This window comes from Pseudomonas sp., from assembly GCF_036404235.1.
GTDB lineage: Bacteria > Pseudomonadota > Gammaproteobacteria > Pseudomonadales > Pseudomonadaceae > Aquipseudomonas.
Genome location: NZ_DASWOT010000191.1, coordinates 1 through 25,477 on the forward strand (window position 1 = coordinate 1; position 25,477 = coordinate 25,477).

Annotated in this window: 18 protein-coding genes; 15 read left to right on the forward strand and 3 right to left on the reverse strand. The window is 58.8% G+C overall.

Annotation, left to right across the window (positions count from 1 at the left end; all coding sequences use genetic code 11):
• Positions 1 to 561 precede the first annotated feature (561 nt).
• Complete coding sequence (locus VGC62_RS23930; protein WP_331189553.1) at positions 562 to 3,255, forward strand: putative bifunctional diguanylate cyclase/phosphodiesterase; 2,694 nt, start codon at positions 562 to 564, stop codon at positions 3,253 to 3,255.
• Between the two features lie 107 nt (positions 3,256 to 3,362).
• Entirely contained in the window at positions 3,363 to 4,022 is a 660-nt protein-coding gene (gene msrA / locus VGC62_RS23935) for a peptide-methionine (S)-S-oxide reductase MsrA (protein ID WP_331189554.1), read from the forward strand.
• 104 nt (positions 4,023 to 4,126) lie between these two features.
• Here msrA and VGC62_RS23940 read toward each other — a convergent pair whose 3' ends face one another.
• Positions 4,127 to 4,969: a 23S rRNA (adenine(2030)-N(6))-methyltransferase RlmJ gene (locus tag VGC62_RS23940; protein WP_331189555.1), complete on the reverse strand. Its 843-nt coding sequence runs from the start codon at positions 4,967 to 4,969 to the stop codon at positions 4,127 to 4,129.
• A gap of 395 nt (positions 4,970 to 5,364) precedes the next feature.
• Here VGC62_RS23940 and VGC62_RS23945 point away from each other — a divergent pair, with 395 nt between their 5' ends.
• Positions 5,365 to 5,628, forward strand: coding sequence for a hypothetical protein (locus VGC62_RS23945; protein ID WP_331189556.1), 264 nt, complete (start codon positions 5,365 to 5,367; stop codon positions 5,626 to 5,628).
• 685 nt (positions 5,629 to 6,313) lie between these two features.
• Here VGC62_RS23945 and VGC62_RS23950 read toward each other — a convergent pair.
• Both VGC62_RS23950 and VGC62_RS23955 read right to left on the reverse strand, forming a co-directional pair.
• The gene (locus VGC62_RS23950; RefSeq protein WP_331189557.1) at positions 6,314 to 7,417 is read right to left on the reverse strand and encodes a GlxA family transcriptional regulator; all 1,104 of its coding nucleotides are present in this window, start codon (positions 7,415 to 7,417) and stop codon (positions 6,314 to 6,316) included.
• A 429-nt stretch (positions 7,418 to 7,846) separates the two neighbouring features.
• A complete protein-coding gene (locus VGC62_RS23955; protein WP_331189558.1) occupies positions 7,847 to 9,223 on the reverse strand; it encodes an L-serine ammonia-lyase in 1,377 nt (458 codons plus the stop codon).
• Positions 9,224 to 9,707: 484 nt separating this feature from the next.
• Between VGC62_RS23955 and VGC62_RS23960 the strand changes: the two genes are divergently transcribed.
• The 12 genes from VGC62_RS23960 (at position 9,708) to VGC62_RS24015 (ending at position 25,427) form a co-directional block, all read left to right on the forward strand.
• Positions 9,708 to 10,655 (forward strand): choline ABC transporter substrate-binding protein, encoded by a 948-nt coding sequence (locus tag VGC62_RS23960; protein ID WP_331189559.1) that lies wholly within the window; start codon positions 9,708 to 9,710, stop codon positions 10,653 to 10,655.
• Between the two features lie 67 nt (positions 10,656 to 10,722).
• A complete protein-coding gene (gene choW / locus VGC62_RS23965; protein ID WP_331189560.1) occupies positions 10,723 to 11,568 on the forward strand; it encodes a choline ABC transporter permease subunit in 846 nt (281 codons plus the stop codon).
• Complete coding sequence (gene choV / locus VGC62_RS23970) at positions 11,565 to 12,743, forward strand: choline ABC transporter ATP-binding protein (protein ID WP_331189561.1); 1,179 nt, start codon at positions 11,565 to 11,567, stop codon at positions 12,741 to 12,743. Before choW ends, choV begins: the two co-directional genes overlap by 4 nt.
• A 243-nt stretch (positions 12,744 to 12,986) precedes the next feature.
• Complete coding sequence (betI, locus tag VGC62_RS23975) at positions 12,987 to 13,580, forward strand: transcriptional regulator BetI (RefSeq protein WP_331189562.1); 594 nt, start codon at positions 12,987 to 12,989, stop codon at positions 13,578 to 13,580.
• A gap of 88 nt (positions 13,581 to 13,668) precedes the next feature.
• Positions 13,669 to 15,141 carry a betaine-aldehyde dehydrogenase gene (betB, locus tag VGC62_RS23980; RefSeq protein ID WP_331189563.1) on the forward strand — a complete coding sequence of 491 codons (1,473 nt, stop codon included), beginning with the start codon at positions 13,669 to 13,671 and terminating at the stop codon, positions 15,139 to 15,141.
• A 238-nt stretch (positions 15,142 to 15,379) separates the two neighbouring features.
• The gene (gene betA / locus VGC62_RS23985; protein WP_331189564.1) at positions 15,380 to 17,083 is read left to right on the forward strand and encodes a choline dehydrogenase; all 1,704 of its coding nucleotides are present in this window, start codon (positions 15,380 to 15,382) and stop codon (positions 17,081 to 17,083) included.
• A 271-nt stretch (positions 17,084 to 17,354) separates the two neighbouring features.
• Positions 17,355 to 18,050, forward strand: a complete 696-nt coding sequence (locus VGC62_RS23990) for an RraA family protein (RefSeq protein ID WP_331189565.1) — start codon at positions 17,355 to 17,357, stop codon at positions 18,048 to 18,050.
• Between the two features lie 182 nt (positions 18,051 to 18,232).
• The gene (locus VGC62_RS23995; RefSeq protein ID WP_331189566.1) at positions 18,233 to 19,675 is read left to right on the forward strand and encodes a TldD/PmbA family protein; all 1,443 of its coding nucleotides are present in this window, start codon (positions 18,233 to 18,235) and stop codon (positions 19,673 to 19,675) included.
• The gene (locus tag VGC62_RS24000) at positions 19,675 to 21,000 is read left to right on the forward strand and encodes a TldD/PmbA family protein (RefSeq protein WP_331189567.1); all 1,326 of its coding nucleotides are present in this window, start codon (positions 19,675 to 19,677) and stop codon (positions 20,998 to 21,000) included. Before VGC62_RS23995 ends, VGC62_RS24000 begins: the two co-directional genes overlap by 1 nt.
• Positions 21,001 to 21,183: 183 nt before the next feature.
• Positions 21,184 to 22,626, forward strand: coding sequence for a multidrug transporter subunit MdtD (gene mdtD / locus VGC62_RS24005; protein WP_331189568.1), 1,443 nt, complete (start codon positions 21,184 to 21,186; stop codon positions 22,624 to 22,626).
• Between the two features lie 87 nt (positions 22,627 to 22,713).
• Entirely contained in the window at positions 22,714 to 24,093 is a 1,380-nt protein-coding gene (dbpA, locus tag VGC62_RS24010; RefSeq protein ID WP_331189569.1) for an ATP-dependent RNA helicase DbpA, read from the forward strand.
• A gap of 155 nt (positions 24,094 to 24,248) precedes the next feature.
• Positions 24,249 to 25,427: an NAD(P)/FAD-dependent oxidoreductase gene (locus VGC62_RS24015; protein WP_331189570.1), complete on the forward strand. Its 1,179-nt coding sequence runs from the start codon at positions 24,249 to 24,251 to the stop codon at positions 25,425 to 25,427.
• The last annotated feature ends 50 nt before the right edge of the window (positions 25,428 to 25,477 follow it).

Genomic DNA, 25,477 nt, shown 5'->3' on the forward strand with positions numbered 1-25,477 from the left:
CAGGCGAAGAAGATGGTGGGTGAGTCGGTCTCGATCTACAACGGCGAGCGACCGCACCTGTCTTTGAAATACAAAACGCCCGATGCGGTGCATCGGGCGTTGGGATGAAACAGGTGTAAACCTATTTCAGGACTAGACAGAGCGATCTGCTGGCCGCCCCTCGTACCATCTTGCTGTAAGGGCGTTAAAGGGGACTGATCTTATTTACAGCGCTCCACCGTAAATAAATCTGTCCCCTTTAAATACCCGTTAGGCGCGACAAGCGCCGACTGTTTTTCGAGCTGCCACGCTCGTACCTCAACCCCGCTATTTGGCGGGGCTTTTTTTGCCTGAGAGCTGAATTCAGAATGAGCACAATCGGTCGATAACAATCACTTAGCGCCCATTCCGGAGAAATCCGACCAACAACCTTCAGTTACCGTCTCATTTGCCGAAAGATTTATAGCACTAAGCCATCGCACTCACTTGTCAGCCCACGCTGCATGATGCAACCTTGCTACACGCGAATTAACGACGGGTGCTTTGCCCGTGCGCGATCAGTACTCTGGAAGTGAGTCCTTCATGAAAAGCCAGCCTGATGCTTCCGGTAGAACGGCGGCCGAGGTAGTGACGCAATTACCGGTGCCTTCGCGGCTCGGCATGCTGCGTTTTGAGCGGCTTAATGAAACCAGTTGGACGCTGCTGTATCTGGACCCCAATTGTGAAAAACAGTTTGGCATGCCAGCCGTCGAGCTTTGCGCTCTAATCGGCGCGCCTTATGCCAGCCTGATGGAGCCCGAGGCTCGCTATCAGTTGCACGATGCAGTGCAGATGCAACTGGTCAGCAGCCCCTATTACCTGATTCGCTACACCCTACACACCAGTCGCGGCCCGCTGGGGTTGCTGGAACTGGGTGAAGGCTACAAACAGCACAACCGCCACCTACTGCGCGGCTATCTGATGGTCGTCGATGGGGTCTTCGAAGAAAGCGAGTTTAGCGTCAAGCCCGATCTGGAAACCCAGAACAGCCGACTGCAGATCGCCCTTGAATTGAACCAACGCGCCCAGCATGAACAGATGCGTCATCTGGAGCGCGTGCGTGCCCAGCAAAGCCTCATTCTGCGTCTGGCACGCCATCGCTACAGCTCAAGCAATTCGCTGCAAGAAGCGGCTGAACTCATTACCAAAAGCGCCTGTGAGATTTACGACATCGCTTGCGCCAGCATCTGGAACCTCAACGACCAGGTACTTGAACCTATTGCTGAATACCTACGCAGCACCAGCGCGTACCGAAAACCCAATCCGATCGACATCAGTCACTTTCCCAGCTACCTCGAAGCACTGCACACCAGTCGTGCGATCGACGCCAACGATGTCGAGCATGATCCGCGTACCCGCGAGCTGGTCGAATGCCTGCGCCCGCGCGACATCAACGCCATCCTCGACGCCAGCGTGCGCATCGACGGTCAAGTGGTAGGCGTGCTGTGCCTGGAACAGACGGGTACGCCGCGTGAATGGCAATCCGATGAAATCGCCTTCGCTGGCGAGCTCGCCGATCAGTTCGCGCAAGCGATCAACAACCACAACCGGCGTACCGCCACCAACGCGCTGCATCTGTTCCAGCGCGCAGTGGAGCAAAGCGCCAACGCGTTTTTGCTGGTCAATTGCGACGGAGTGGTGGAATACGTCAACCCGAGCTTTACCGAGATCACTCAATATTCCGCCGATGAAGTTCACGGCCACAAACTGTCCGAACTGCCGGCGCTGGAGAACCTTAATGCGCTGCTGCTGGATGCCAATTCCAGCCTGGCTAGCAGCAATAGCTGGCAGGGCGAATTCAAAAGCCGACGCAAGAATCTCGAACCGTATTGGGGTCAGCTATCGATTTCCAAGGTCTACAGCGATGATCGCGAGCTTACTCATTACATTGGTATCTACGAGGACATCACGCAGGCCAAGCTGTCGCAGCAACGTATCGAACGTTTGGCGTACACCGATAACCTGACCAATCTGGGTAACCGCCCGGCGTTCATTCGCACCCTTGACGAGCACTTTGCCCGGGACGTCGAAACGCCGATCAGCCTGTTGTTGGTCGATATCGACAACTTCAAACGCATCAACGACAGCCTCGGCCATCAGACTGGCGACAAGCTGTTGATCAGCCTTGCGCGTCGCTTACGCAACAGCCTGAGCCCGAATGGCATTCTGGCGCGTTTCGCCAGCAACGAGTTCGCGGTGCTGCTCGATGACACCAATCCAGAAGAAGGCCAACGCATCGCAAGCCAGGTGTTGACAACCCTGGACAAGCCGATGTTCGTCGACAACCAGTTGATCAGCGTAACCGGCTCGGTGGGCGTGGCGTGTGCCCCGTTGCACGGACGCGACCCGCAAACCCTGATGAAGAACGCAGGCCTAGCACTGCACAAGGCCAAAGCCAATGGCAAACATCAGGTTCAGGTGTTCACCGAAGCGCTCAATGCCGAAGCCAGTTACAAACTGTTTGTCGAGAACAACCTGCGTCGCGCGCTGACTCAAAACGAACTGGAAGTCTTCTATCAGCCCAAGCTGTGCCTGCGTTCCGGTCGGCTGCTGGGCATGGAGGCGTTGCTGCGCTGGAACCATCCGGAAAAAGGCATGATCCGCCCGGACCAGTTCATCAGCGTGGCTGAAGAAACCGGTCTGATCATTCCGATTGGCAAATGGGTGGCGCGCCAGTCGTGCCGCATGAGCAAGCAACTGACGGCCGCAGGCTACGGCAAGTTGCACGTAGCGATCAACGTCTCGCCCAAGCAGTTTTCCGACCCGGAACTGGTGGCGTCGATTGCCAGTATCCTCAAGGAAGAACAACTCGACGCGTCGCTGCTGGAGCTGGAGCTGACCGAGGGCCTGCTGCTGGAAGCCACCGACGACACGCGACTGCAGTTGGAGTCGTTGAAGACACTGGGCCTGACCCTGGCGATGGACGACTTCGGTACCGGTTATTCGTCGTTCAGCTACCTGAAGAAATTCCCCATCGATGTGATCAAGATCGACCGCAGCTTCATCCGCGACATCCCGGACGATCAGGACGATATGGAAATCACTTCGGCGGTCATCGCCATGGCCCACAACCTCAAGCTCAAAGTGGTGGCCGAAGGCATCGAGACCGCCGCACAACTTGCATTCCTGCGGCGTCATCAATGTGACGTCGGCCAAGGTTATTTGTTTGACAGGCCAATCCCCGGGGAAGACTTGATCGACAAACTGCGACGTTACCCACGCGGACCACTCGCCTGAGCCCTCTTCCCTGCTTGCGGCCCTTGCGGCAGAATTTTCTGACCCCATATACACCCTCTTACTGACAATACCTGTCGGTTATCTTGCTCCCAGAGAGGATTTACCTCATGGTCTTGCGCTCGGAAATTCTTGTGAACAAAAACGTATTGCCTACCGCTCAGCAGGCGTTGCCAGGGCGTGAAACACCGATGCAATTGCCTGAACACCACTTCGTCAACGGCAATCCGTTACTTGGTCCGTTCTCCAGCAACGTGGATTTTGCGATCTTCGGCCTGGGCTGTTTTTGGGGTGCCGAGCGGCGCTTCTGGCAAAAAGAAGGCGTGGTCAGCACCGTCGTCGGATACGCAGGGGGGTTCACGCCGAACCCGACCTACGAAGAAGTCTGCTCGGGCCTGACTGGCCATAGCGAAGTCGTGCTGGTGGTGTACGAACCGGAGAAAGTCAGTTACGACGAACTGCTGGCGATGTTCTGGGAGCTGCACAACCCGACGCAAGGCATGCGCCAGGGCAACGACATCGGCACCCAATACCGCTCGGTGATCTACGCCACCTCGCCCGCACAACTGGACGCAGCCAAAGCCAGCGCACAGGTGTTCCAGGCTGAATTGACCAAAGCCGGCATGGGCGACATCACCACCGAAATCGAACAAGCGCCCACGGTGTACTTCGCCGAGGCGTATCACCAGCAATATCTGGCGAAGAATCCAGACGGGTATTGTGGGATTGCCGGGACAGGGGTGTGCATGCCGCCGAGTTCAAATCCGTAACCTAGCTATCGGCAGGGGCTCGCCCGTCGCGCAGCTCCTTCAGAAATTTAGAAAGTCTCTTTTATTCAGAGAGTTACAGTGTCCCTGATGAGAGCAGCGCCCAATCACGCTTCGGCAATCAACCAATCCATCTTCCAGTCACCCTGAGTCTGCCCCAGCGTTTTCGCCAACCACGGCAGCAATTCGCGCAACTCTTCTTCCAACCCCCAAGGCGGGTTGGCGATGGCCAGGCCTGAGCCGTTCAGGCTGTTCGGCGTATCCAGCGGGTGGACCAGCAACTCCACCCGCAAAAGCTTTGGCGCACCGGTTTCAGCCAGTTCCTGATAAAAACGCTTGAGCGCGCGCTGGTCCTTGATCGGGTACCAGATCGCCGCCACGGTCTGACGCATGCGGCTGATGGCTTCTTTGAGCGCAATAGAGCAACGCTTCATTTCATCCAGTTGCTCAAAAGGCGGATCGATCAGCATCACCGCACGCTTTTCCTGCACCGGCAACAGCGCCCGAGGCACATGCCAACCTTCTCCCAGATGCACGGCGACGCGGCGGTCGAATTTCATGTTGTCTTTGAGCAGCGCGCCATCTTCCGGATGTTTCTCGTTGAGCAGCACCCGGTCTTGCTCGCGGGTTAGACGGCGGGCGAGTTCAGGAGAGCCTGGGTAATAACGCAGTTCGCCTGTCTTGCGATTCATATGGCGCAGCACGTCCATGTAGCCAGATGCCAACTCGAGCACATCAGGCGCATCCCACAACCGCCCAACACCCTCGATCCATTCGCCAGTCCGCGTAGCCTGGTCGCCCTGCAGATCGTACAGACCAATACCGGCGTGTGTATCGAGGTAAGCGAACGGCTGCTCTTTGCGCGCCATCAAGGCGAGGATACGAGTCAGGACGATATGTTTGAAAACATCGGCGTGGTTGCCGGCGTGGAAGGCGTGACGGTAATTCATGGCAGCTCCTGCAAGGCCGCGCAGTTTAGCAAAACAGCCGACCTTTGGCAGACCGCTCGCACTGCCATTGGCAGCACACTCGAAATCCAGGCAAAAAAAGCCCCGGTTAAGCCGTTACAAAACCAGAGGCAGGTATTGCGCAGGCCTGAAGGTGACCAAACCATGATCGGCGCAATGGGAGTGGAATCAGCTTGCCTAACTGACCGAACAGTCACTTAGTCGAAAACGACCTGTTCATAGGTATGCCAGCCATTGTCGACAAGAGCCCTTGCCGAGGTCCTCGGGCGCTACCAGAATCGATCCGAGAACGGGGACAGATTCATTTACGGTGAAGCGTTGTAAATAAATCAGTCCCCTTCCACAACCTCCCACACGCCAACAAAGGAACGAGCGCCATGATGCATGCGGACCTGATCGACCAGGAAGACCTGCTCAGTCAACTCAGATCACTGGGGTTTGAAATGCCTGCCGGTGCCACCGCAGAACAGGCCTGCACCCAAGCGGTTTGCGGCCTGAACGACGACCGTGCCCGCGCGTTGCGTCAGTTGGTGGAAAAAATGCTCACCGGCAGCGCGACAATCTTGCCAGCCGTGCGCCAGGCGATCGATCAGCAGTTGTTGCCGGCATTGGCGACGTACAACAAAACCCGTAGCGTTTAACCGATCTGTTGGAGCGAAGCTTGCCCGCGAAGGCGGTGTGTCAGCTGATAAACGGACCACTGACACACTGCCATCGCGGGTAATTGTGTTGTGGTCGAGGCTGCAGAGCGCGCTTCATCTGTAGGAGCCAACTTGTTGGCGAGGCGTCCAATGCGGCGCGCCCGAAACACCGCCTCGAGAACAAGTTCGCTCCTACAGCGGGTCCAAGGCATCCGCCAATAGCGCGCCGCGACGGATGAGCAGCGGCAGCCAATGGTGTCGAAACGCGCTTCACCTGTAGGAGCCAACTTGTTGGCGAGGCGTCCAACGCGGTGTGCCCGAAACACCGCCTCGCGAACAAGTTCGCTCCTACAGCGGGTCCAAGACATCCGCCAATATCGCGCCGCGACGGATGAGTAGCGGCAGCCAATGGTGTCGAAACGCGCTTCACCTGTAGGAGCCAACTTGTTGGCGAGGCGTCCAACGCGGTGTGCCCGAAACACCGCCTCGCGAACAAGTTCGCTCCTACAACTGGCCCACTATCGTGTGGAAGGCATCCGCCAATAGCGCGCCGCGACGGATGAGTAGCGGCAGCCAATGGTGTCGAAACGCGCTTCACCTGTAGGAGCCAACTTGTTGGCGAGGCGTCCAATGCGGGCGCCCGAAACACCGCCTCGCGAACAAGTTCGCTCCTACAACGATCGATCTACAACCGCACGCTCGCAAACGTCGATTCGTTACGCGCTTGGCTCAATGCCGACAGCGGCCCAGACAGCGGCGCAAGGACCATCGCTTGCGGGATTGGCATCATCGCCACTTGCTGCGCAGTGTTGGAACCTACGCGTTCGTCGCGTGGTGGAATGCCGAAGTATTCGCGGTAGCACTTGGAGAAGTGTGGCGTCGACACGAAGCCGCAAACCGAGGCGACTTCGATGATCGACATCGGCGTTTGCTTAAGCAACTGACGCGCGCGGATCAGGCGCAGCTTCAGGTAGTAGCGCGACGGCGAGCAATGCAGGTATTTCTGAAACAGCCTCTCCAACTGACGGCGGGACACCGCGACGTACACCGCCAGTTCATCCAGATCGATCGGTTCCTCTAGATTGGCCTCCATCAGCGCGACGATTTCTTGCAACTTCGGCTGATTGGTCCCGAGCATGTGTTTGAGCGGCACACGCTGGTGATCCTGCTCGTTACGAATGCGCTCGTAGACAAACATCTCCGAGATCGCGGCGGACAGTTCACGGCCGTGATCGCGGCTGATCAAGTGCAGCATCATGTCCAGGGGCGCAGTGCCGCCTGAGCTGGTGAAGCGATTACGGTCGAGGGTGAACAGGCGAGTGCTCATGGCAACGCGCGGGAAGGCTTCCTGCATCGCAGCCAGACACTCCCAATGCACGCTGCAATCGAAACCATCGAGCAAACCGGCACAAGCCAGCGCCCAACTGCCGGTGCAGACGGCACCCAGACGACGCGATTGACGCGCCTGGCTTTGCAGCCAGCTCACGTGTTCGCGGGTAACGGTTCGTTGTATACCCACGCCGCCACAGACGATCACGGTGTCCAGCACCGGGGCCTTGTGCATCGCGGCGTCAGGGGTGATTTGCAGACCGTCGCTGGCCCAGACCTGACCGCCGTCAACGCTCAACGTGGTCCAGCGATACAGCTCGCGACCGGACAACTGGTTAGCCATCCGCAGTGGCTCAACCGCCGATGCGAGGGAAATCAGCGTGAAATTGTCCAGCAGCAGAAAGCCAATGGATTGCGGCGCACGGTTCTGGGGTTGTGCCCCGGAGTTGAACGAAGTCATCACGGTATCTCCTCACACGAAAAGCGGTTGATGGCCCCACATGAGGCTCTTGTTTTGTGCTCTCTTTTGAGTGGAGAGCATGCCATTGCAACGCAAATGCCATGCCTAAAGTTGAACGAGCATTCAATAAACCCTGATTGCGACGTCGCGATGCGTCTAATTGGTAGCGACACGACCATCCGATTCGCGACCTTCAGGCCGCGAAGCCACGGGAATGGCGGGAGTGATGAGCACTTCGGTAGCACTTTTGAGAAGGCTCGAAGTGTCGACAGAAACGGAGTGTCACCCCATGCACGGGTGACCGACGGTCAGCATCAAAGTCCCGCACCGCATGGCTTTACGCCATACGCGCAGGGATTACGCGCTAAAAAGCAGCGGGGGAATTGGTTCGTGATCGAAAAGCGAGCAGTGGCCTTGTTGCTTACTTGCTCAACACTCCACCGCACTCACCGCCAACCCACCACGCGACGTCTCTTTGTATTTGTCGTGCATGTCGGCGCCGGTGTCGCGCATGGTGCGGATCACCCGATCAAGGGAGATGAAGTGCTTGCCGTCACCGCGCAAGGCCATTTGGGCGGCGTTGATGGCTTTCACTGCGGCAATCGCGTTGCGCTCGATGCATGGCACTTGCACCAAACCACCGACCGGATCGCAGGTCAGCCCCAGGTTATGTTCCAGCCCAATCTCGGCGGCGTTGCACAGTTGCTCAGGCGTCGCACCAAGAATGTCCGCCAGCCCTGCCGCTGCCATTGCACAAGCCGAACCGACTTCCCCCTGACAACCGACCTCGGCGCCAGAAATCGACGCGTTCTTTTTACACAGAATCCCCACTGCCGCCGCGCCCAAAAAGTAATCCACGACGTTGGCCTCGCTGACCTCGTCGCTGAACTTGACGAAGTAATGCAGCACCGCCGGAATGATCCCGGCCGCGCCATTGGTCGGCGCGGTGACCATGCGCCCACCCGCTGCGTTTTCTTCGTTGACCGCCAGAGCAAACAGGTTGACCCATTCCATCGCGCTCAAGGTCGAGCCGATCACGTTGGGCTTGCCCAGCTCCTGCAAACTGCGATGCAGACGCGCGGCCCGACGACGCACATTCAAGCCACCCGGCAAAATGCCTTCGTGCTGCAAACCTTGCTCGACACAATCCTGCATCGCTCGCCACAGCTTCATCAGGCCAGCACGAATTTCCTCTTCGCTACGCCAGACCTTTTCGTTGGCCATCATCAACTCAGAGACGCGTAAGCCATGCTGCTCGCACAATTTCAATAATTCATCGGCGCTGGAGAAGTCGTAAGGCAGCACAGTGCTGTCCATGTCCAGCACGCCACTTGCTGCCTGAGCCTCATCAACAACAAACCCACCGCCGACCGAATAGTAAGTGTCGCGATGAAACTCGCCGCCCTCACCCTGCGCGATCAGCGTCATCGCGTTGGGGTGGAACGGCAGGTTTTCATCGATCAGTCGCATGTCACGCTGCCACACGAAGGGGATCGAGCGCTGACTGTTCAGCTGGAGGGTGTCGGTTTCCTTGAGCACGGCAATACGCTGCCCGATCACCGATGGATCGATTGCGTCAGGCCACTCGCCCATCAAGCCCATGATCACAGCGTTGTCGCTGCCATGGCCGATGCCGGTGGCCGAAAGCGAGCCGTACAGACGAACTTCCACGCGTGTTACCTGTTCCAACTGATCGCGTTCGCGCAGCCCTTGCACGAACAACGCCGCGGCGCGCATAGGGCCCACGGTATGAGAACTGGAGGGTCCGATACCGATTTTGAACAGATCGAACACGCTGATAGCCATGAACCGCAAACCTCCGAAGGCAGGATTTCCGGCGCGCCAGACGGCCGGTGACGGAGCTGCTACGCTCAAGCTGCTATCCGTCAAGATGGCGGCATCATCAGTCTTTTATCGTGGCGGACGTCGTCTCACACCGACTTACTCATGCCCACTAACGTCGCTTTGGCGAGCGAGCCTGCGCAGTACACTTGGCTTGCGGTTTTCATGGCGGTTCTGGCCGTTTTTTACCGTATCAGCACCTGAAAAGCGCTTCCGGAGACGCTAAGAAATCTGTATGCGACGTCACTGACACTGGATACGACCCCGTATGTACTGGTTACGACGCCCCCTGTAGGCGTTTATTTTTCCCTGTTACATGATCGGCTCGACTCGATCGCCACACGCAGTGATAGAGCCGTTGCGCAACTTGACTCGCCAACATCAAAAAACGTCGGTTTCTGGCTGACAACGAGAAGCTGATATCAAAAAAACACCTAAGGAGTCCTCCATGAAAGGTTCACAGAAGTTGTTGCTGGGCGTTGCGCTGAGTCTGCCACTGCTGGCTCAGGCGGCAGAACCCGCTCAATGCGCAACGGTCAATTTTTCCGATGTAGGCTGGACCGACATCACTGTCACCACTGCAGTTACCAGCGCCGTACTTCAATCGCTGGGCTACAAAACCAAGACCACCATGATCTCCGTGCCCGTGACCTACAAATCATTGGCAGACGGCAAAAACATGGACGTGTTCCTCGGCAACTGGATGCCGACCATGGAAAACGACATCAAGTCTTATCGTGACGCTGGCACCGTTGAAACCGTTCGCGCCAACCTGGAAAACGCCAAATACACCCTGGCCGTTCCTCAAGCGCTGTATGACAAGGGGCTTCACGACTTCGCCGACATCGCTAAATTCAAGAAAGAACTCGACGGCAAAATCTACGGTATCGAGCCGGGTAACGACGGCAACCGCCTGATCCAGAGCATGATCGACAAAAATGCTTTCGGCTTGAAAGACGCAGGCTTCAAGGTCGTCGAATCCAGCGAAGCCGGCATGTTGTCGCAGGTTGATCGTGCGTCCAAACGCAACACCGACGTGGTGTTCCTGGGCTGGGAACCACACCCGATGAACACCCGTTTCAAAATCCAGTACCTCACTGGTGGCGACGATTACTTCGGCCCTAACTTCGGTCAGGCCACCATCTACACCAACACCCGCAAGGGCTACACCCAGGAATGCAGCAACGTGGGCCAGTTGCTGAAAAACCTGTCGTTCACCCTGCCGATGGAAAGCGCGCTGATGGGCAATGTGCTGGATGACAAGCAAAAGCCTGATGTCGCTGCCAAGGCGTGGATCAAGAAAAACCCTCAAGTGCTCGACACCTGGCTTGCAGGCGTGACCACTGTAGACGGCAAGCCTGGTCTGGAGGCCGCCAAAGCCCAACTGACGAAGTAACCCGACACGCAGGCGGCCAAGCCGCCTGTTGTCCTAAATTTCCTCCCGTATGCGGACAATCGATACCATGCTGACTGATCACAAAATCCCCTTGGGCCAGTACATCGCGGCCTTCGTCGAATGGCTGACGCAACATGGCGCCAGCATTTTCGACGCGATCGCGTCGTCGTTGGAAACCATGATCCATGGCCTGACATTTGGCCTGACCTGGTTCAACCCTCTTGTATTGATCGGCCTGATTGCTCTGCTTGCCCATTTCATCCAGCGCAAATGGGGCCTGACGATTTTTGTCATCGCCTCATTTCTGTTGATCCTGAACCTGGGTTATTGGGTCGAGACCATGGAAACCCTGGCGCAGGTGCTGTTCGCCACACTGGTCTGCGTCGTGATCGGCGTGCCGCTTGGCATCGTTGCCGCGCACAAGCCGCTGTTCTACACCCTGATGCGTCCGGTCCTCGACCTGATGCAAACCGTGCCGACTTTCGTTTACCTGATTCCAACCCTGACCCTCTTCGGGCTGGGCGTGGTGCCTGGCCTGATTTCGACGGTGGTGTTCGCGATTGCAGCGCCCATCCGCTTGACCTACCTGGGCATCCGCGATGTACCCCACGAATTGCTCGACGCGGGCAAAGCCTTCGGCTGCTCGCGCCGTCAACTGCTGTCACGTATTGAACTGCCCCACGCCATGCCCAGCATCGCGGCTGGTATCACCCAATGCATCATGCTGTCGCTGTCGATGGTGGTGATTGCCGCACTGGTGGGTGCCGATGGCTTGGGCAAACCCGTGGTCAACGCACTGAACACTGCTGATATCGCCCTGGGCTTCGAAGCCGGATTGGCGATCGTATTGCTGGCGATCATGCTCGACCGTATCTGCAAACAACCTGACGCACAGGTCAAGGGGGACGCATGAGCATTATCAAGTTCGATAACGTCGACGTTATCTTCTCCAGGGACCCTCGCGAAGCACTCAAGCTGCTCGATCAAGGCCTGAACCGCGAACAAATCCTGAAGAAAACCGGCCAAATCGTCGGCGTTGAAAAAGCCTCTCTGGAAATCGAAAAAGGCGAGATCTGCGTACTGATGGGCTTGTCCGGTTCGGGCAAATCCAGCCTGCTGCGCTGCATCAATGGCCTGAACACCGTGAGTCGCGGCTCGCTGTTTGTCGAGCATGAAGGCTCGCAAATCAACATCGCGTCCTGCACCCCGGCCGAACTTAAGATGATGCGCACCAAACGCATCGCCATGGTGTTCCAGAAGTTCGCCTTGATGCCGTGGCTGACCGTGCGTGAAAACATCAGCTTTGGTCTGGAAATGCAGGGTCGCCCCGAGAAAGAACGGCACACGCTGGTGGACGAAAAACTGGAGCTGGTCGGCCTCACGCAATGGCGCAACAAGAAGCCAGACGAGCTGTCCGGCGGCATGCAGCAGCGCGTGGGCCTGGCCCGTGCGCTGGCAATGGACGCTGACATTCTGCTGATGGACGAGCCGTTTTCCGCGCTCGACCCCCTGATCCGCCAGGGGCTGCAAGACGAACTGCTGGACCTGCAGAAGAAGCTAGCCAAAACCATCGTGTTCGTCAGTCACGATCTGGACGAAGCGCTCAAGCTCGGCAGCCGGATTGCGATCATGAAAGACGGCCGGATCATTCAGTACAGCGTCCCGGAAGAAATCGTCCTCAACCCGGCGGACGATTACGTGCGTACCTTCGTGGCCCACACCAATCCGCTGAACGTACTCTGTGGCCGCAGCCTGATGCGCACCGTCGACAACTGCACCCGCGTCAATGGCTCGCTGTGCCTGGACCCGAGCGGCGACTCTTGGCTGGATCTGGCCGAAGGCAATCTGATCAAAGGTGCCCGCCAGAATGGCGCGCAACTCGACTTGCAAAACTGGGAACCGGGTCAGGCGATGGACACCTTGGGTCGTCGTCCAACCGTGGTCCACTCTGATATCGGCATGCGCGACGCTCTGCAAATACGCTATCAGACCGGCAATAAACTGGTCTTGCAGGAAAATGACAAAGTGGTCGGGATACTCGGTGACAGCGAGCTGTATCACGCATTGCTCGGTAAAAACCTGGGCTAACGCGGCCATTTTTCTGTAGGAGCCAACGGGTTGGCGAACCGTTCGATGAGAGGTGTCAGGCACACCGCTTCGCGAACAAGTTCACTCCTACAGAAGCCCGATCTCAGGTGCTGAAGTGTTGCGGCTTTCTCGCTTTCCGTGCGCCTATCGTTTTTTGTTGATTGAACGTTCAATTAAAGATTGTTAGGGTGCAGGCCACTTTTAGTCACCGCTATTACGCTGGCGAGCCAAGGAGACACCTCAATGCCCAAGGTCGGAATGCAACCGATTCGTCGTCAACAGTTGATCCACGCCACTCTCGAAGCGGTCGATCAAGTGGGGATGGGGGACGCCAGTATTGCGCTGATCGCCCGGCTGGCAGGGGTCTCCAACGGCATCATCAGCCACTATTTTCAGGACAAAAACGGCCTGATCGCCGCGACCATGCGCCACCTGATGAATGCACTGATCATCAATGTCACCGAACGCAGACAAGCGCTGACCGACGACAGCCCTCGGGCACACCTGAAGGTGATCATCGAGGGCAACTTCGACGCCAGTCAGGTCAACGGTCCGGCGATGAAAACCTGGTTGGCCTTCTGGGCTACCAGCATGCATCAACCGTCTTTGCACCGGTTACAGCGGATCAACGATCACCGTCTGTATTCGAACCTGTGCTGCGAGTTCCGCCGCGTGCTGCCGTTGGATCAAGCACGCAACGCAGCACGTGGTTTGGCGGCACTGATCGACGGTTTGTGGTTGCGCGGCGCGCTGTCGGGAGACGCGTTCGACACCGAGCAAGCGCAACAGATCGCGTACGAATACATGGATTTCCAACTGGCAAAAGCTGCGTGCTGAGCGCCACGTCATACACCGCTGAACACTGACCAGGACAACCCGCACGGCCCCCTGATCACAGCCCATAACAGAGAACACCGAGGACTTTATGGCCCGTTTCGAACTGCAAAAACTCTACATTGACGGTGGTTACGTCGACGCCAGCAGCGATGCCACCTTCGAAGCCATCAACCCGGCCAACGGTGAAGTGCTCGCTCAGGTTCAACGCGCCACCAAAGAAGACGTCGAACGTGCAGTCGTCAGCGCCGAAAAAGGCCAGAAAATCTGGGCCGCGATGACCGCCATGCAGCGTTCACGCATCCTGCGTCGTGCGGTCGACATCCTGCGTGAACGCAACGATGAGCTGGCCGCGCTGGAAACCCAGGACACTGGCAAATCGATTTCCGAAACCAAATACGTCGACATCGTCACCGGCGCTGACGTGCTGGAGTACTACGCAGGTCTTGTGCCGGCCATCGAAGGCGAGCAAATCCCGCTGCGCACTTCATCGTTCGTCTACACCCGCCGCGAACCGCTGGGCGTGACTGTCGGCATCGGCGCCTGGAACTACCCGATTCAGATTGCCCTGTGGAAATCCGCGCCAGCCCTCGCAGCAGGCAACGCGATGATCTTCAAGCCGAGCGAAGTGACTTCGCTGACCACCCTGAAACTGGCAGAAATCTATACCGAGGCCGGTCTGCCGGATGGCGTTTTTAACGTGCTGACAGGCAGCGGTCGTGAAGTCGGTGGCTGGCTGACCGAGCATCCGCGTATTGAGAAAATCTCCTTCACGGGCGGCACCGACACGGGCAAGAAAGTCATGGCCAGCGCGTCGAGTTCGTCGCTCAAGGAAGTGACCATGGAGCTGGGTGGTAAATCACCGCTGATCATCTTCGACGACGCCGATCTGGATCGCGCCGCAGACATCGCGATGATGGCCAATTTCTACAGTTCCGGCCAGGTCTGCACCAACGGCACCCGCGTGTTCGTGCCGAGCGCACTCAAAGCAGCGTTCGAAGCCAAAATCGTCGAACGCGTGAAGCGTATTCGTGCTGGCGACCCGCAGGACGACAACACCAATTTCGGCCCGCTGGTGAGCTTCGCCCACATGGAAAGCGTGCTTGGTTATATCGCCAAGGGCAAGGAACAAGGCGCCCGCGTGCTGATCGGCGGCGAACGCCTGACCGAGGGCGAGTTTGCCAAGGGCGCATTCGTGGCACCGACGGTGTTCACCGACTGCACCGACGACATGACCATCGTCAAAGAGGAAATCTTCGGCCCAGTGATGAGCATCCTCAGCTACGACACCGAAGAAGAAGTCATCCGCCGCGCCAACGACACCGAAATGGGCCTGGCCGCTGGCGTCGTCACCAAAGACCTGAACCGCGCCCACCGGGTGATTCATCAACTGGAAGCCGGTATCTGCTGGATCAACGCCTGGGGCGAGTCGGCGGCTGAAATGCCGGTCGGTGGCTACAAGCAATCCGGCGTTGGACGCGAAAACGGCATCAGCTCGCTGGCGCAGTACACGCGCATCAAATCGGTACAGGTCGAGTTGGGCGAGTACGCGTCGGTGTTCTAGCTCCCGACCAAACCTTCTGTAGGAGCCAACGTGTTGGCGAGGCTCTAGGCGGTGTGTCAGGCAGGCCAGCTCGCGAATGAATTCGCTCCTACAGAGGCGTATTACCCCGCTCGGCTCTGTAGGAGCCAACGTGTTGGCGAGGCTCTAGGCGGTGTGTGTCAGGCAGGCCAGCTCGCGAATGAATTCGCTCCTACAGAGACGTATTACCCCCGCTCATATCAACGAGGGAGCATGCCCAATGTCCCAGGAATTCGACTACATCATCATCGGCGCAGGCTCGGCCGGTAACACCCTGGCAGCCCGTCTCACTGAAGACGCAGGCGTCACCGTGCTGCTGCTTGAAGCGGGCGGCCCGGATTATCGCGCGGACTTTCGCACGCAAATGCCTGCCGCGCTGGCGTTTCCGCTGCAAGGCCGTCGCTACAACTGGGCCTATGAAACAGACCCCGAACCGCACATGAACAACCGCCGCATGGAGTGCGGGCGTGGCAAGGGCCTGGGTGGCTCGTCGCTGATCAACGGCATGTGCTACATCCGCGGCAACGCGATGGACTACGACGGTTGGGCGAAAAATCCAGGGCTCGAAGACTGGAGCTACCTCGATTGCCTGCCGTATTTTCGCAAAGCTGAAACTCGCGACATCGGCCCCAACGACTATCACGGCGGCGACGGCCCGGTCAGCGTGACCACGCCCAAAGCGGGCAACAATCCACTGTTCGCGGCCATGGTCGAGGCCGGCGTCCAAGCCGGTTATCCCGCGACTTCTGACCTCAATGGTTATCAGCAGGAAGGCTTCGGCCCCATGGACCGCACAGTCACCTCGTTTGGTCGGCGCTCCAGCACCGCACGCGGTTATCTTGATCAGGCGAAGAAGCGCCCAACACTGACCATCGTCACCCACGCTCTGACCGACCGCATTCTGTTCGACGGCAAGCGCGCGGTCGGTGTGGCTTATCTGGTCGGTAGCAGCGACGCCCCCGTCGAAGCCAAAGCGCGCAAGGAAGTCCTGCTGTGTGGCGGCGCGATTGCCTCGCCGCAGATTTTGCAACGCTCAGGGGTCGGTCCGGCCCAAGTGCTGAAAAAACTGGATATTCCCGTGGTCCACGACCTGCCAGGCGTGGGTGAAAACCTTCAGGACCACCTGGAAATGTACCTGCAATACGCTTGCAAGGAGCCGGTCTCGCTGTACCCGTCGCTGCTGTGGTGGAACCAGCCGCCCATTGGCGCCAAGTGGATGTTCCTCGGCAAAGGCATCGGCGCCAGCAACCAGTTCGAAGCCGGTGGTTTCATTCGCTCTCGCGAAGAGTTCGAGTGGCCGAACATTCAGTATCACTTCCTGCCCGTAGCGATTAACTACAACGGCAGCAAGGGCGTGCAGGAGCATGGTTTCCAGGCACACGTCGGCTCGATGCGCTCGCCAAGTCGCGGTCGCGTACAAGTGAAGTCGAGGAACCCGCGCGAATACCCGAGCATTCTTTTCAACTACATGGCCACCGAGCAGGACTGGCAGGAATTTCGCGACGGCATCCGCCTGACCCGTGAAATCATGCAGCAGCCTGCTCTGGACAAGTATCGCGGCCGGGAGATCAGCCCCGGCATCGAGGTGCAGACTGACGAGCAATTGGACCAGTTCGTTCGCGAGCACGCCGAAACCGCTTATCACCCGTCCTGCTCGTGCAAGATGGGCACCGACGACATGGCGGTGGTCGATGGTCAAGGCCGCGTGCATGGATTGCTGGGCCTACGTGTAGTCGATGCTTCGATCATGCCGCTGATCATCACCGGCAACCTGAACGCCCCCACGATCATGATCGCCGAGAAAATCGCCGACAAGATTCGTGGGCGGGCGCCGTTGCCGCGCAGCACGGCGGACTACTTCGTGGCAGGTGACAAACCTACGCGTGGCAAGCCGTTGCGAGACGTGAGCCGCAGCGCGCAGTAGTCCATTACGTGGGCTTGCCTCCTCTCCTGCTCAGGCTGGGCGAAGCGAGGCTCGCCCGCGAAGGAGCCAACACGCTCTACCCACTTCGTAACCTGAGCCAACAGCTTCGCGCCAACAAGTCATGCGCTCCCCTTTACAGTTCATAAACCCTCCGTCCACCGCGCCGCGCTTGATCCGGGCATCCCCGCAGGCCTACTCTAGCGCCAGCACAATCGTTTAATCTCCCCGTTTCATTGACACGCCGGTACTGACTGGCCACGAGGCTTTTTCCATGTTTGATGTCGTTTCTTCGAGCAAATGGCCCACCGGCTACCTGATTAGCCCGAACGCAGAGCCTCTGGACCCGAAATGGTTGAAGGAATTCAGCAAGATCCCGGCCGCAGCAGTCAGTGACTGTCTGGGTCGCAACGTCGGCGGTCTGGGTCTCAAGCCTTTTCACGGCAACACCCCGATGCTTGGCAGTGCGCTGACCGTGCGCGTGCGTCCCGGTGACAATTTAATGATCCTCAAAGCCATGCAAATGGCCCGCCCTGGCGACGTGCTAGTAATCGACGGCAGTGCCGACCTGACCCGCGCCGTGTTCGGCGGCATCATGCGCGCCATGGCATTGAAGGCTGGCATCGTCGGCGTGGTCATCAACGGCGCGATACGTGACCTGGATGAGTGGCTGACAGGCGAATTGCCGGTCTATGCCATCGGTGGCGTACACCGTGGTCCGAGCACGGACGGTGGCGGCGAAATCAACGTACCGATTTCCTGCGCGGGCATGCTGGTGATGCCGGGCGACCTGATGATTGGTGATGGCGACGGCGTGGTTGCTGCCGCGCGCTCGGAGTTGCCTGAACTGCTGATACGTTGCCACGACCTGCTGGCGCGTGAAAAAGCCACCCTGGTGGGCATCGAAGCCGGCACCCTCGACCCGGACCGTTTCGACGCGATCCTGCGTGCCAAGGGTTGCCCGTTGTAAAATCCGCAGCAACACCGAATTGTCCCTGTGGGAGCCGACGAAGGCCGCGAAACGTCGTAACATCCGACGCATGTTCAGCGCTTGCCAAATCGCATCGCAGCCTTCGGCAACTCCTACCTGAGTCCGCGTTTCGCTTCAGGTCTTGTTTTGCCTGAAAGCACGCAAAAAAGGAGCCTCTTTGCATGTTCGACTTTTCCGCTCAACTCAAGCAGCGGTTTGCCGCGCTGCAGAGTAGCGCCCAGTTCTTCTCCCTGCGTTATGTCAAACAAACCAGCCAGCACTTGTCAGTGCGCAAGAACGTCGCTGCGCCGCCGCATTTAAGCACCGACGAAGGCGCGATGCTGACCGTGCGCGTCAACGGCGTCGAAGCCTATGCAGCCACTAACGACATTTCCCAGCGCGGCCTGCAAGCGGCACTGGAACACGCTGAAATCCAGGCCCGCATGCTAGCGCCGTATTCATTGCTGGACCTGAGTAAGCAGAGCGTTTCCAGCAGCCGCGCCGATTATCTGTCGCCTAACCTGAGCAGTGCCTTTCCTTCGCTCAGCGATTGCTACGCCCTGCTCAGCGCCGAGTCAGCGGCAGTCCCGAAAGACCAGCGGCTGGTGAACTGGCAAGTCAGCCTGGGCCTTGAAAACGTCGAACAGATTTACCTCAACAACGCTGGCGCCGAGATTCGTCAGGCGCAGCGCTTCGTCTTCCCTGGGCTGAGCGTCACGGCCTATGACGGCAACGACAGCCAGACCCGCAGCCTGGGCCGCGAGAACTTTGGCCAACAAGGCGGCGCAGAAGTCATTACCACGTGCGGCATCATCGGCGCGGCAACGAAGGTCGCCGATCAGGCGCTGCAACTGATCATGGCGCCCAACACGCCGTCCGGACCGCGCGATCTGCTGCTCACCCCCGACCAAATGATCCTGCAGATCCACGAATCCATCGGCCACCCGCTGGAACTGGACCGCATCCTTGGCGACGAACGTAACTACGCAGGCACCAGCTTCGTTAAAGCCAGCGACTTCGGCACGCTGCAATACGGTTCCAGCCTGCTGAACGTGACCTTCGACCCGGACATCCCCGAGCAACTGGCGAGCTATGGCCACGACGATGACGGCACCCCGGCCAGCAAGCAATTTTTGATCAAGGACGGCGTACTGGTCCGACCGCTGGGCAGTGCGCTGTCTCAGTTTCGCGCAGGCATGGACGGCGTCGCCAATAGCCGCGCTTGCGGCTGGAACCGCGCACCGATTGATCGCATGGCCAACCTGAATATCGAGCCGGCCGACAAGTCGATGGAGCAACTGATCGGCGCGATTGAGCACGGCATTCTGATGAGCACCAACCGCTCATGGTCGATCGACGATGCGCGCAATAAATTCCAGTTCGGCTGCGAATGGGGCCAATTGATCGAAAACGGCGAACTCAAGGGCGTGGTGAAGAACCCGAACTACCGAGCCATCTCCGCTCGGTTCTGGCGTAATCTCAGCGCGGTGGGCGACGCCAGCACCTTCAAGGTCCTGGGTACGCCGAACTGCGGCAAGGGCGAGCCCAATCAAGTCATACGTGTGGGCCATGCATCGCCCGCCTGCGTGTTCTCCAATGTCGATGTCTTCGGGGGTGACGCCTGATGTCCCATCAAGCTCAATTCACAGCCTTGGTCCAGTGGTTGCAGGGCGCGATCACGCCTCAAGAGCGTTTCACTCTGAGCTACAACGCAGAGGCTTCGGATTTCATCCGTTTCAATCACGCGAAAGTACGCCAGGCAGGGCATGTGCAGCAGGCTAGCGTGGATTTCAAGCTGATCGATGACGGCCGCCACGCCAACCTCAATCTGACACTGTCAGGCGACGGCGATGTTGACCGTCAGCGCTTGTCCGAGGCCCTGCATCAACTGCGCGAAACCCTGACGCTGCTGCCGGAAGATCCTTACCTGCTGCTCAATGAGGACGACTGGCAGAGCAGCAACGTTCAGGACCAACCGCTGCCCGACAGCGCCCATGTCGTGGGGCAAATCGCGCGGTTGGGCGAAGGTCTGGATTTGGTAGGCATCTACGCGGCGGGCCAGTTGTATCGCGGTTTCGCCAGTTCCAATGGCGCGTTGGGCTGGCATCAGGCCAATAGCTTCAATTTCGATTGGAGCCTGTTTCATGAGAACGGCCAGGCCGTGAAGGCCAACTACGCCGGTCACGCCTGGAGCGATGAAGCGTTTGCGCGGCGCTTCAACCTGGCTCGCGAGCAATTGGCGTTTCTCGGGCATCCTTCCCATACCTTGGCGCCTGGGCAATATCGCGCTTACCTGGCGCCCGCCGCGCTGGAAGAAATCATTGGCATGCTGTGTTGGGGCGGGTTCTCGGCGCAGTCGCTGGCCGACAAAACCAGCCCGCTGCAACGCCTGTACAGCGGCGACCTTGCGCTTAACCCGCTGGTGAGTTTGGACGAACAAGTCAGCGGTTCGCTTTCACCCGCGTTTTCCGGCGAAGGCTATCGGCGCTCAGACTTGTCGCTGGTGGTTGACGGCGCTGCACGCGATCAATTGGTAGGGTCGCGCAGCGCGGCGGAATATGGCCTGACGGCCAATGGCGCAGGCTGGGGCGAATCGCCGAGTGCATTGAGCATGAAGGGCGGCTCGCTGGCGCTGGACGAGGTACTGCAAAAGCTCGGCACAGGTTTGTACATCAGCAACCTGTGGTATCTCAACTTCTCCGACCGCAGCGCGGGCCGCATGACTGGCATGACCCGGTTTGCGACGTTCTGGGTCGAAGACGGCAAGATCAAGGCACCGGTCAGCACCATGCGTTTCGACGACAGTGTGTACAGCCTGCTGGGCAGTGCCCTGGAAGAATTGACCACAGAACGGGAACTGATTCTGTCGGCCAGTACCTATAGTCAGCGCGATACCAGTTCGAACTGCCTGCCGGGGGCGTTGATCGGCAGGCTGACGTTGACGTTGTAGGAATACCGCCCCCTTCTAGGAGCGTGGCTTGTCCCGCGATTGGCCGCAAATCAGTCGTGAAACAAGCGCTGCGGTGCATCAGCTTCAACCGAGTAAATCGGTTTTGCTGCCGCTACGCACCAGATCGCGGGACAGCCGCGCTCCTACAAGTCGTCAATAACAATACAAGGACCCACGATTCACATGCCGACTACAACCCCGCAGTTGGACGCCAAAACCCTGCGCTGGATGCCCTGGGTCATTGCCATCGCATTTTTCATGCAAAGCCTGGACGGCACGATTCTCAACACTGCCCTGCCCTCCATGGCTCGCTCGCTGTCCGAGGACCCGCTGCGCATGCAGTCGGTGATCATCGCCTACATGCTGACCATCGCCCTGCTGATTCCGGCGTCGGGCTGGATTTCCGACCGCTTCGGCATCAAACGCATCTTCTTCAGCGCGATCCTGTTGTTCAGCTTTGGCTCACTGCTCTGCGCGCTTGCCAACTCCCTGAGCATGCTGGTCGCGGCGCGGGTGATTCAAGGTCTGGGTGGGGCGTTGATGATGCCGGTAGGGCGCTTGATCGTGTTGCGCGCCTACCCGCGGACCGAACTGGTGCGTACCTTGAGTTTCATCACCATGCCGGCCCTGCTGGGGCCGTTGATGGGCCCGACTGTCGGCGGCTGGCTGGTGGAATACCTGAGCTGGCACTGGATCTTCCTGATCAATATCCCGGTGGGTCTGCTGGGTTGCTATGCGGTAAAACTGTTTATTCCGGATTTGCAGGGCGGGGGACGAACCCGGTTCGACCTGGTGGGGTTTGCGCTGTTCGGCGCGGCAATGGTGCTGATCACCATTGCGCTCGAAGGTCTGGGGGAACTTCATCTCCCGCACATGCGCGTTGTCATGCTGCTGTTTGGTGGCCTGGCCTGTTTGACCGCGTACTGGCTGCGCGCCAGCCATGTGGAGTTCCCGCTGTTTTCAGCGTCGCTATTCCAGACCCGCAGTTTTGCCGTGGGCATCATGGGCAACCTATTCGCCCGACTGGGCAGCGGCGCCCTGCCGTTTCTGGTGCCGCTGATGCTGCAAGTAGCGCTGGGCTATTCACCGTCCCACGCAGGGATGAGCATGATCCCGCTAGCCATCGCGGCGATGTTTGCCAAACCGCTGGCGACCCGCGCTATCGAGCGTTTGGGTTATCGCGTGGTCCTGACCGGCAACACCTTGCTGCTGGGAATTCTGCTGGCGAGCATGGCGCTGGTCGATGCGCAAACGCCTTACTGGATTTTGCTGACGCATCTGGCATTGCTGGGCGGGGTCAACTCGCTGCAGTTCTCGGCGATGAACGCGGTGACGCTGATCGACCTCGATGACGCTAATGCAGCCAGCGGCAACAGTTTGCTGTCAGTGGTGGCGCAGTTGTCCCTGAGCCTGGGCGTGGCATGCGCTGCGGCGCTGCTGGGCGGTTTTACCGATGACGTGGCCAGCGGTGAAGTCAGCAGCGTGCTGGGCGCGTTCCAGCTGACGTTCCTCTGTGTCGGTGTACTGGCGATGCTCGCTGCGTCGATCTTCTTGCAGTTGTCGCCCCGAATTCCACCCGAGAATCCCCCACGCAAGCCGCAAGCAGAGCCGGAAATCGAAGCATAGAAAGCCTGCCATTTATCGCCAGCGGCCCCAAGGCAGGGGCCGCGACCTGATACACTGCGCGACATTTTGTTTTGCAGGCTCACTCTTGTGACTAACACCGCGTTTAACTCACTGCCCCTTTCCGCCGCCATGTTGGCTAACCTGGAGTCCCTTGGTTATGCCGAGATGACGCCGATTCAGGCGCAGAGCCTGCCGGTGATTCTCAAGGGCATGGACCTGATCGCCCAGGCCAAGACCGGCAGCGGCAAGACCGCCGCCTTCGGTGTCGGCCTGTTGAACCCGATCAATCCGCGCTATTTCGGCTGTCAGGCGCTGGTGTTGTGCCCGACTCGCGAGCTGGCCGACCAGGTCGCCAAGGAAATCCGCCGTCTGGCGCGTTCCGAGGACAACATCAAGGTCCTGACCCTGTGCGGCGGCGTGTCTTTCGGCCCGCAGATCGGCTCGCTGGAACATGGCGCGCACGTCATCGTCGGCACACCGGGCCGTATCCAGCAGCATTTGCGCAAGGGCTCACTGGTGCTGGATGGCTTGAACACGCTGGTCCTGGACGAAGCCGACCGCATGCTGGACATGGGGTTCTACGACTCCATCGCCGACATCATCGAGCAAACGCCGTCGCGCCGTCAGACTTTGCTGTTCTCGGCGACCTACCCGGTGGGCATCAAGCAGTTGTCGTCCAAATTCATGCGCGACCCTCAGACCGTCAAAGTCGAAGCGCTGCATGCCGACAGCCAGATCGAGCAGATTTTCTACGAAATCTCTCCAGAACAGCGTTTGGAAGCGGTGGTAAAAGTCCTCGATCATTTCCGTCCGCAGTCCTGCGTGGCGTTCTGTTTTACCAAGCAGCAGGTTCAGGAAGTGGTCGATCACCTGACCGCCAAAGGCATGTCGGCGGTCGGCCTGCATGGCGATTTGGAGCAGCGTGATCGCGACCAAGTGCTGGCCATGTTCGCCAACCGCAGTACGTCGGTGCTGGTAGCGACTGACGTAGCCGCTCGCGGTCTGGACATCGATGCGCTGGACATGGTGATCAACGTCGAACTGGCACGGGACTCGGAAATCCACATCCACCGCGTCGGTCGTACCGGCCGCGCGGGCGAAACCGGGATTGCCGTCAGCCTCGTTGCGCCATCGGAAAGCCAACGCGCGCGCGCCGTTGAAGAGTTGCAGAAAGCGCCTCTGAACTGGCAGCAATACGACGACCTGACACGCACCGAAGGCGGCAAGCTGCTGCCACCGATGACAACTTTGTGTATCGGCTCGGGCCGCAAAGACAAGCTGCGCCCTGGCGATATTCTCGGCGCGCTGACCGGTGAAGCGGGTATTCCAGGCGCCCAGGTCGGCAAGATCGCGATCTTCGATTTCCAGGCCTACGTCGCCGTTGAACGCAGCATGGCCAAACAGGCGCTTGAGCGTCTGAACAACGGCAAGATCAAGGGCAAGTCGTTGCGGGTCCGGATTCTCTAAGAACTGCGCAATCTCCTTGAGCTGCGCCCGACCTGTAGGAGCTAACTTGTTGGCGAGGGATGCGTGCGAGGTGTCGGTGACGACGCCTCGCGAACAAGCTCACGCCTACAAGCGATTCGTTCGACTGCAAGACTGATAAAACAGAGGAATCCGCTTTGCCCGTTACTGACGTTGTGATCATCGGCGCTGGCGCCGCAGGTTTGTTGTGCGCGTTCACGGCAGCCAATCGTGGGCGTCGGGTGATGCTGATCGATCACGCCAATAAGCCGGGCAAAAAAATCCTCATGTCCGGCGGCGGGCGCTGCAACTTCACCAACATGTACACCGAGCCGAGTAACTTCCTGTCGCAGAACCCACATTTCTGCAAGTCGGCGCTGGCGCGTTATACCCAATGGGATTTCATCGAACTGGTGTCCAGGCACAACGTGCCTTACCACGAGAAAAAGCTCGGCCAGCTGTTTTGCGATAACAAGTCCAGCGACATCCTTGGTCTGTTGCTCGATGAGTGCGATCAGGCTGGGGTGCAACTGCACATGGACACGTCAGTGCAGCACATCGAGAAAACCGAAACGGGCTACCTGCTGCAAACCACCTTGGGCGAAATCAGCTGCGAGTCGTTGGTGATCGCCACCGGCGGCCTGTCCATCCCGACATTAGGCGCCACCGGTTTCGGCTATCAAGTGGGCAAGCAGTTCGGCCACACCTTGCTGCCGACCCGCGCGGGCCTGGTGCCGTTCACCATCACTGACCAGCTCAAAGAGTTGTGTACGGAACTGTCGGGCACCTCAGTGGATTGCCTGGTTAGTTGCAACGACACGCACTTCAGGGAAAACATCCTGTTCACCCATCGCGGCCTCAGCGGTCCGGCGATTCTGCAAATCTCGTCTTATTGGCAGCCTGGCGACAGCATCGAAATCAACCTGATGCCCGACCACGATGTGCCCAGTTGGCTGGCTGAGCAACAAGCCGAACGCCCCAACAGCGAGCTGAAAACCCTGCTCGGCGAGATCTTCACCAAGAAGATGGCCAACCTGATCGCCGAGCAATGGTTTGTGTCCAAACCCATGAAGCAATACACCCATGCACAACTGGCCGACATCGCCGGCAAACTGGCGAGCTGGCAGGTGATTCCGGCCGGCACCGAGGGCTATCGCACGGCCGAGGTTACGCTGGGCGGGATCGACACGCGGGAAGTGTCGTCCAAGACCATGGAATCGCTGAAATCGCCTGGCCTGTATTTCATCGGCGAAGTGCTGGACATCAGCGGCCACCTGGGCGGCTTCAACTTTCAGTGGGCCTGGGCCTCGGCTTACGCAGCCGCGCAATACGTCTGAACCAAGGGCCAGCCCAACAGCTACGTTGGCTGGCGCCGCGCCAGCAAGGA

Bases quoted from the DNA above. Each gene is read 5' to 3' on its own strand.
- VGC62_RS23930 (WP_331189553.1), top strand. From the start codon at position 562: ATGAAAAGCCAGCCTGATGCTTCCGGTAGAACGGCGGCCGAGGTAGTG.
- msrA (WP_331189554.1), top strand. From the start codon at position 3,363: ATGGTCTTGCGCTCGGAAATTCTTGTGAACAAAAACGTATTGCCTACC.
- VGC62_RS23940 (WP_331189555.1), bottom strand. From the start codon at position 4,969: ATGAATTACCGTCACGCCTTCCACGCCGGCAACCACGCCGATGTTTTC.
- VGC62_RS23945 (WP_331189556.1), top strand. From the start codon at position 5,365: ATGATGCATGCGGACCTGATCGACCAGGAAGACCTGCTCAGTCAACTC.
- VGC62_RS23950 (WP_331189557.1), bottom strand. From the start codon at position 7,417: ATGACTTCGTTCAACTCCGGGGCACAACCCCAGAACCGTGCGCCGCAA.
- VGC62_RS23955 (WP_331189558.1), bottom strand. From the start codon at position 9,223: ATGGCTATCAGCGTGTTCGATCTGTTCAAAATCGGTATCGGACCCTCC.
- VGC62_RS23960 (WP_331189559.1), top strand. From the start codon at position 9,708: ATGAAAGGTTCACAGAAGTTGTTGCTGGGCGTTGCGCTGAGTCTGCCA.
- choW (WP_331189560.1), top strand. From the start codon at position 10,723: ATGCTGACTGATCACAAAATCCCCTTGGGCCAGTACATCGCGGCCTTC.
- choV (WP_331189561.1), top strand. From the start codon at position 11,565: ATGAGCATTATCAAGTTCGATAACGTCGACGTTATCTTCTCCAGGGAC.
- betI (WP_331189562.1), top strand. From the start codon at position 12,987: ATGCCCAAGGTCGGAATGCAACCGATTCGTCGTCAACAGTTGATCCAC.
- betB (WP_331189563.1), top strand. From the start codon at position 13,669: ATGGCCCGTTTCGAACTGCAAAAACTCTACATTGACGGTGGTTACGTC.
- betA (WP_331189564.1), top strand. From the start codon at position 15,380: ATGTCCCAGGAATTCGACTACATCATCATCGGCGCAGGCTCGGCCGGT.
- VGC62_RS23990 (WP_331189565.1), top strand. From the start codon at position 17,355: ATGTTTGATGTCGTTTCTTCGAGCAAATGGCCCACCGGCTACCTGATT.
- VGC62_RS23995 (WP_331189566.1), top strand. From the start codon at position 18,233: ATGTTCGACTTTTCCGCTCAACTCAAGCAGCGGTTTGCCGCGCTGCAG.
- VGC62_RS24000 (WP_331189567.1), top strand. From the start codon at position 19,675: ATGTCCCATCAAGCTCAATTCACAGCCTTGGTCCAGTGGTTGCAGGGC.
- mdtD (WP_331189568.1), top strand. From the start codon at position 21,184: ATGCCGACTACAACCCCGCAGTTGGACGCCAAAACCCTGCGCTGGATG.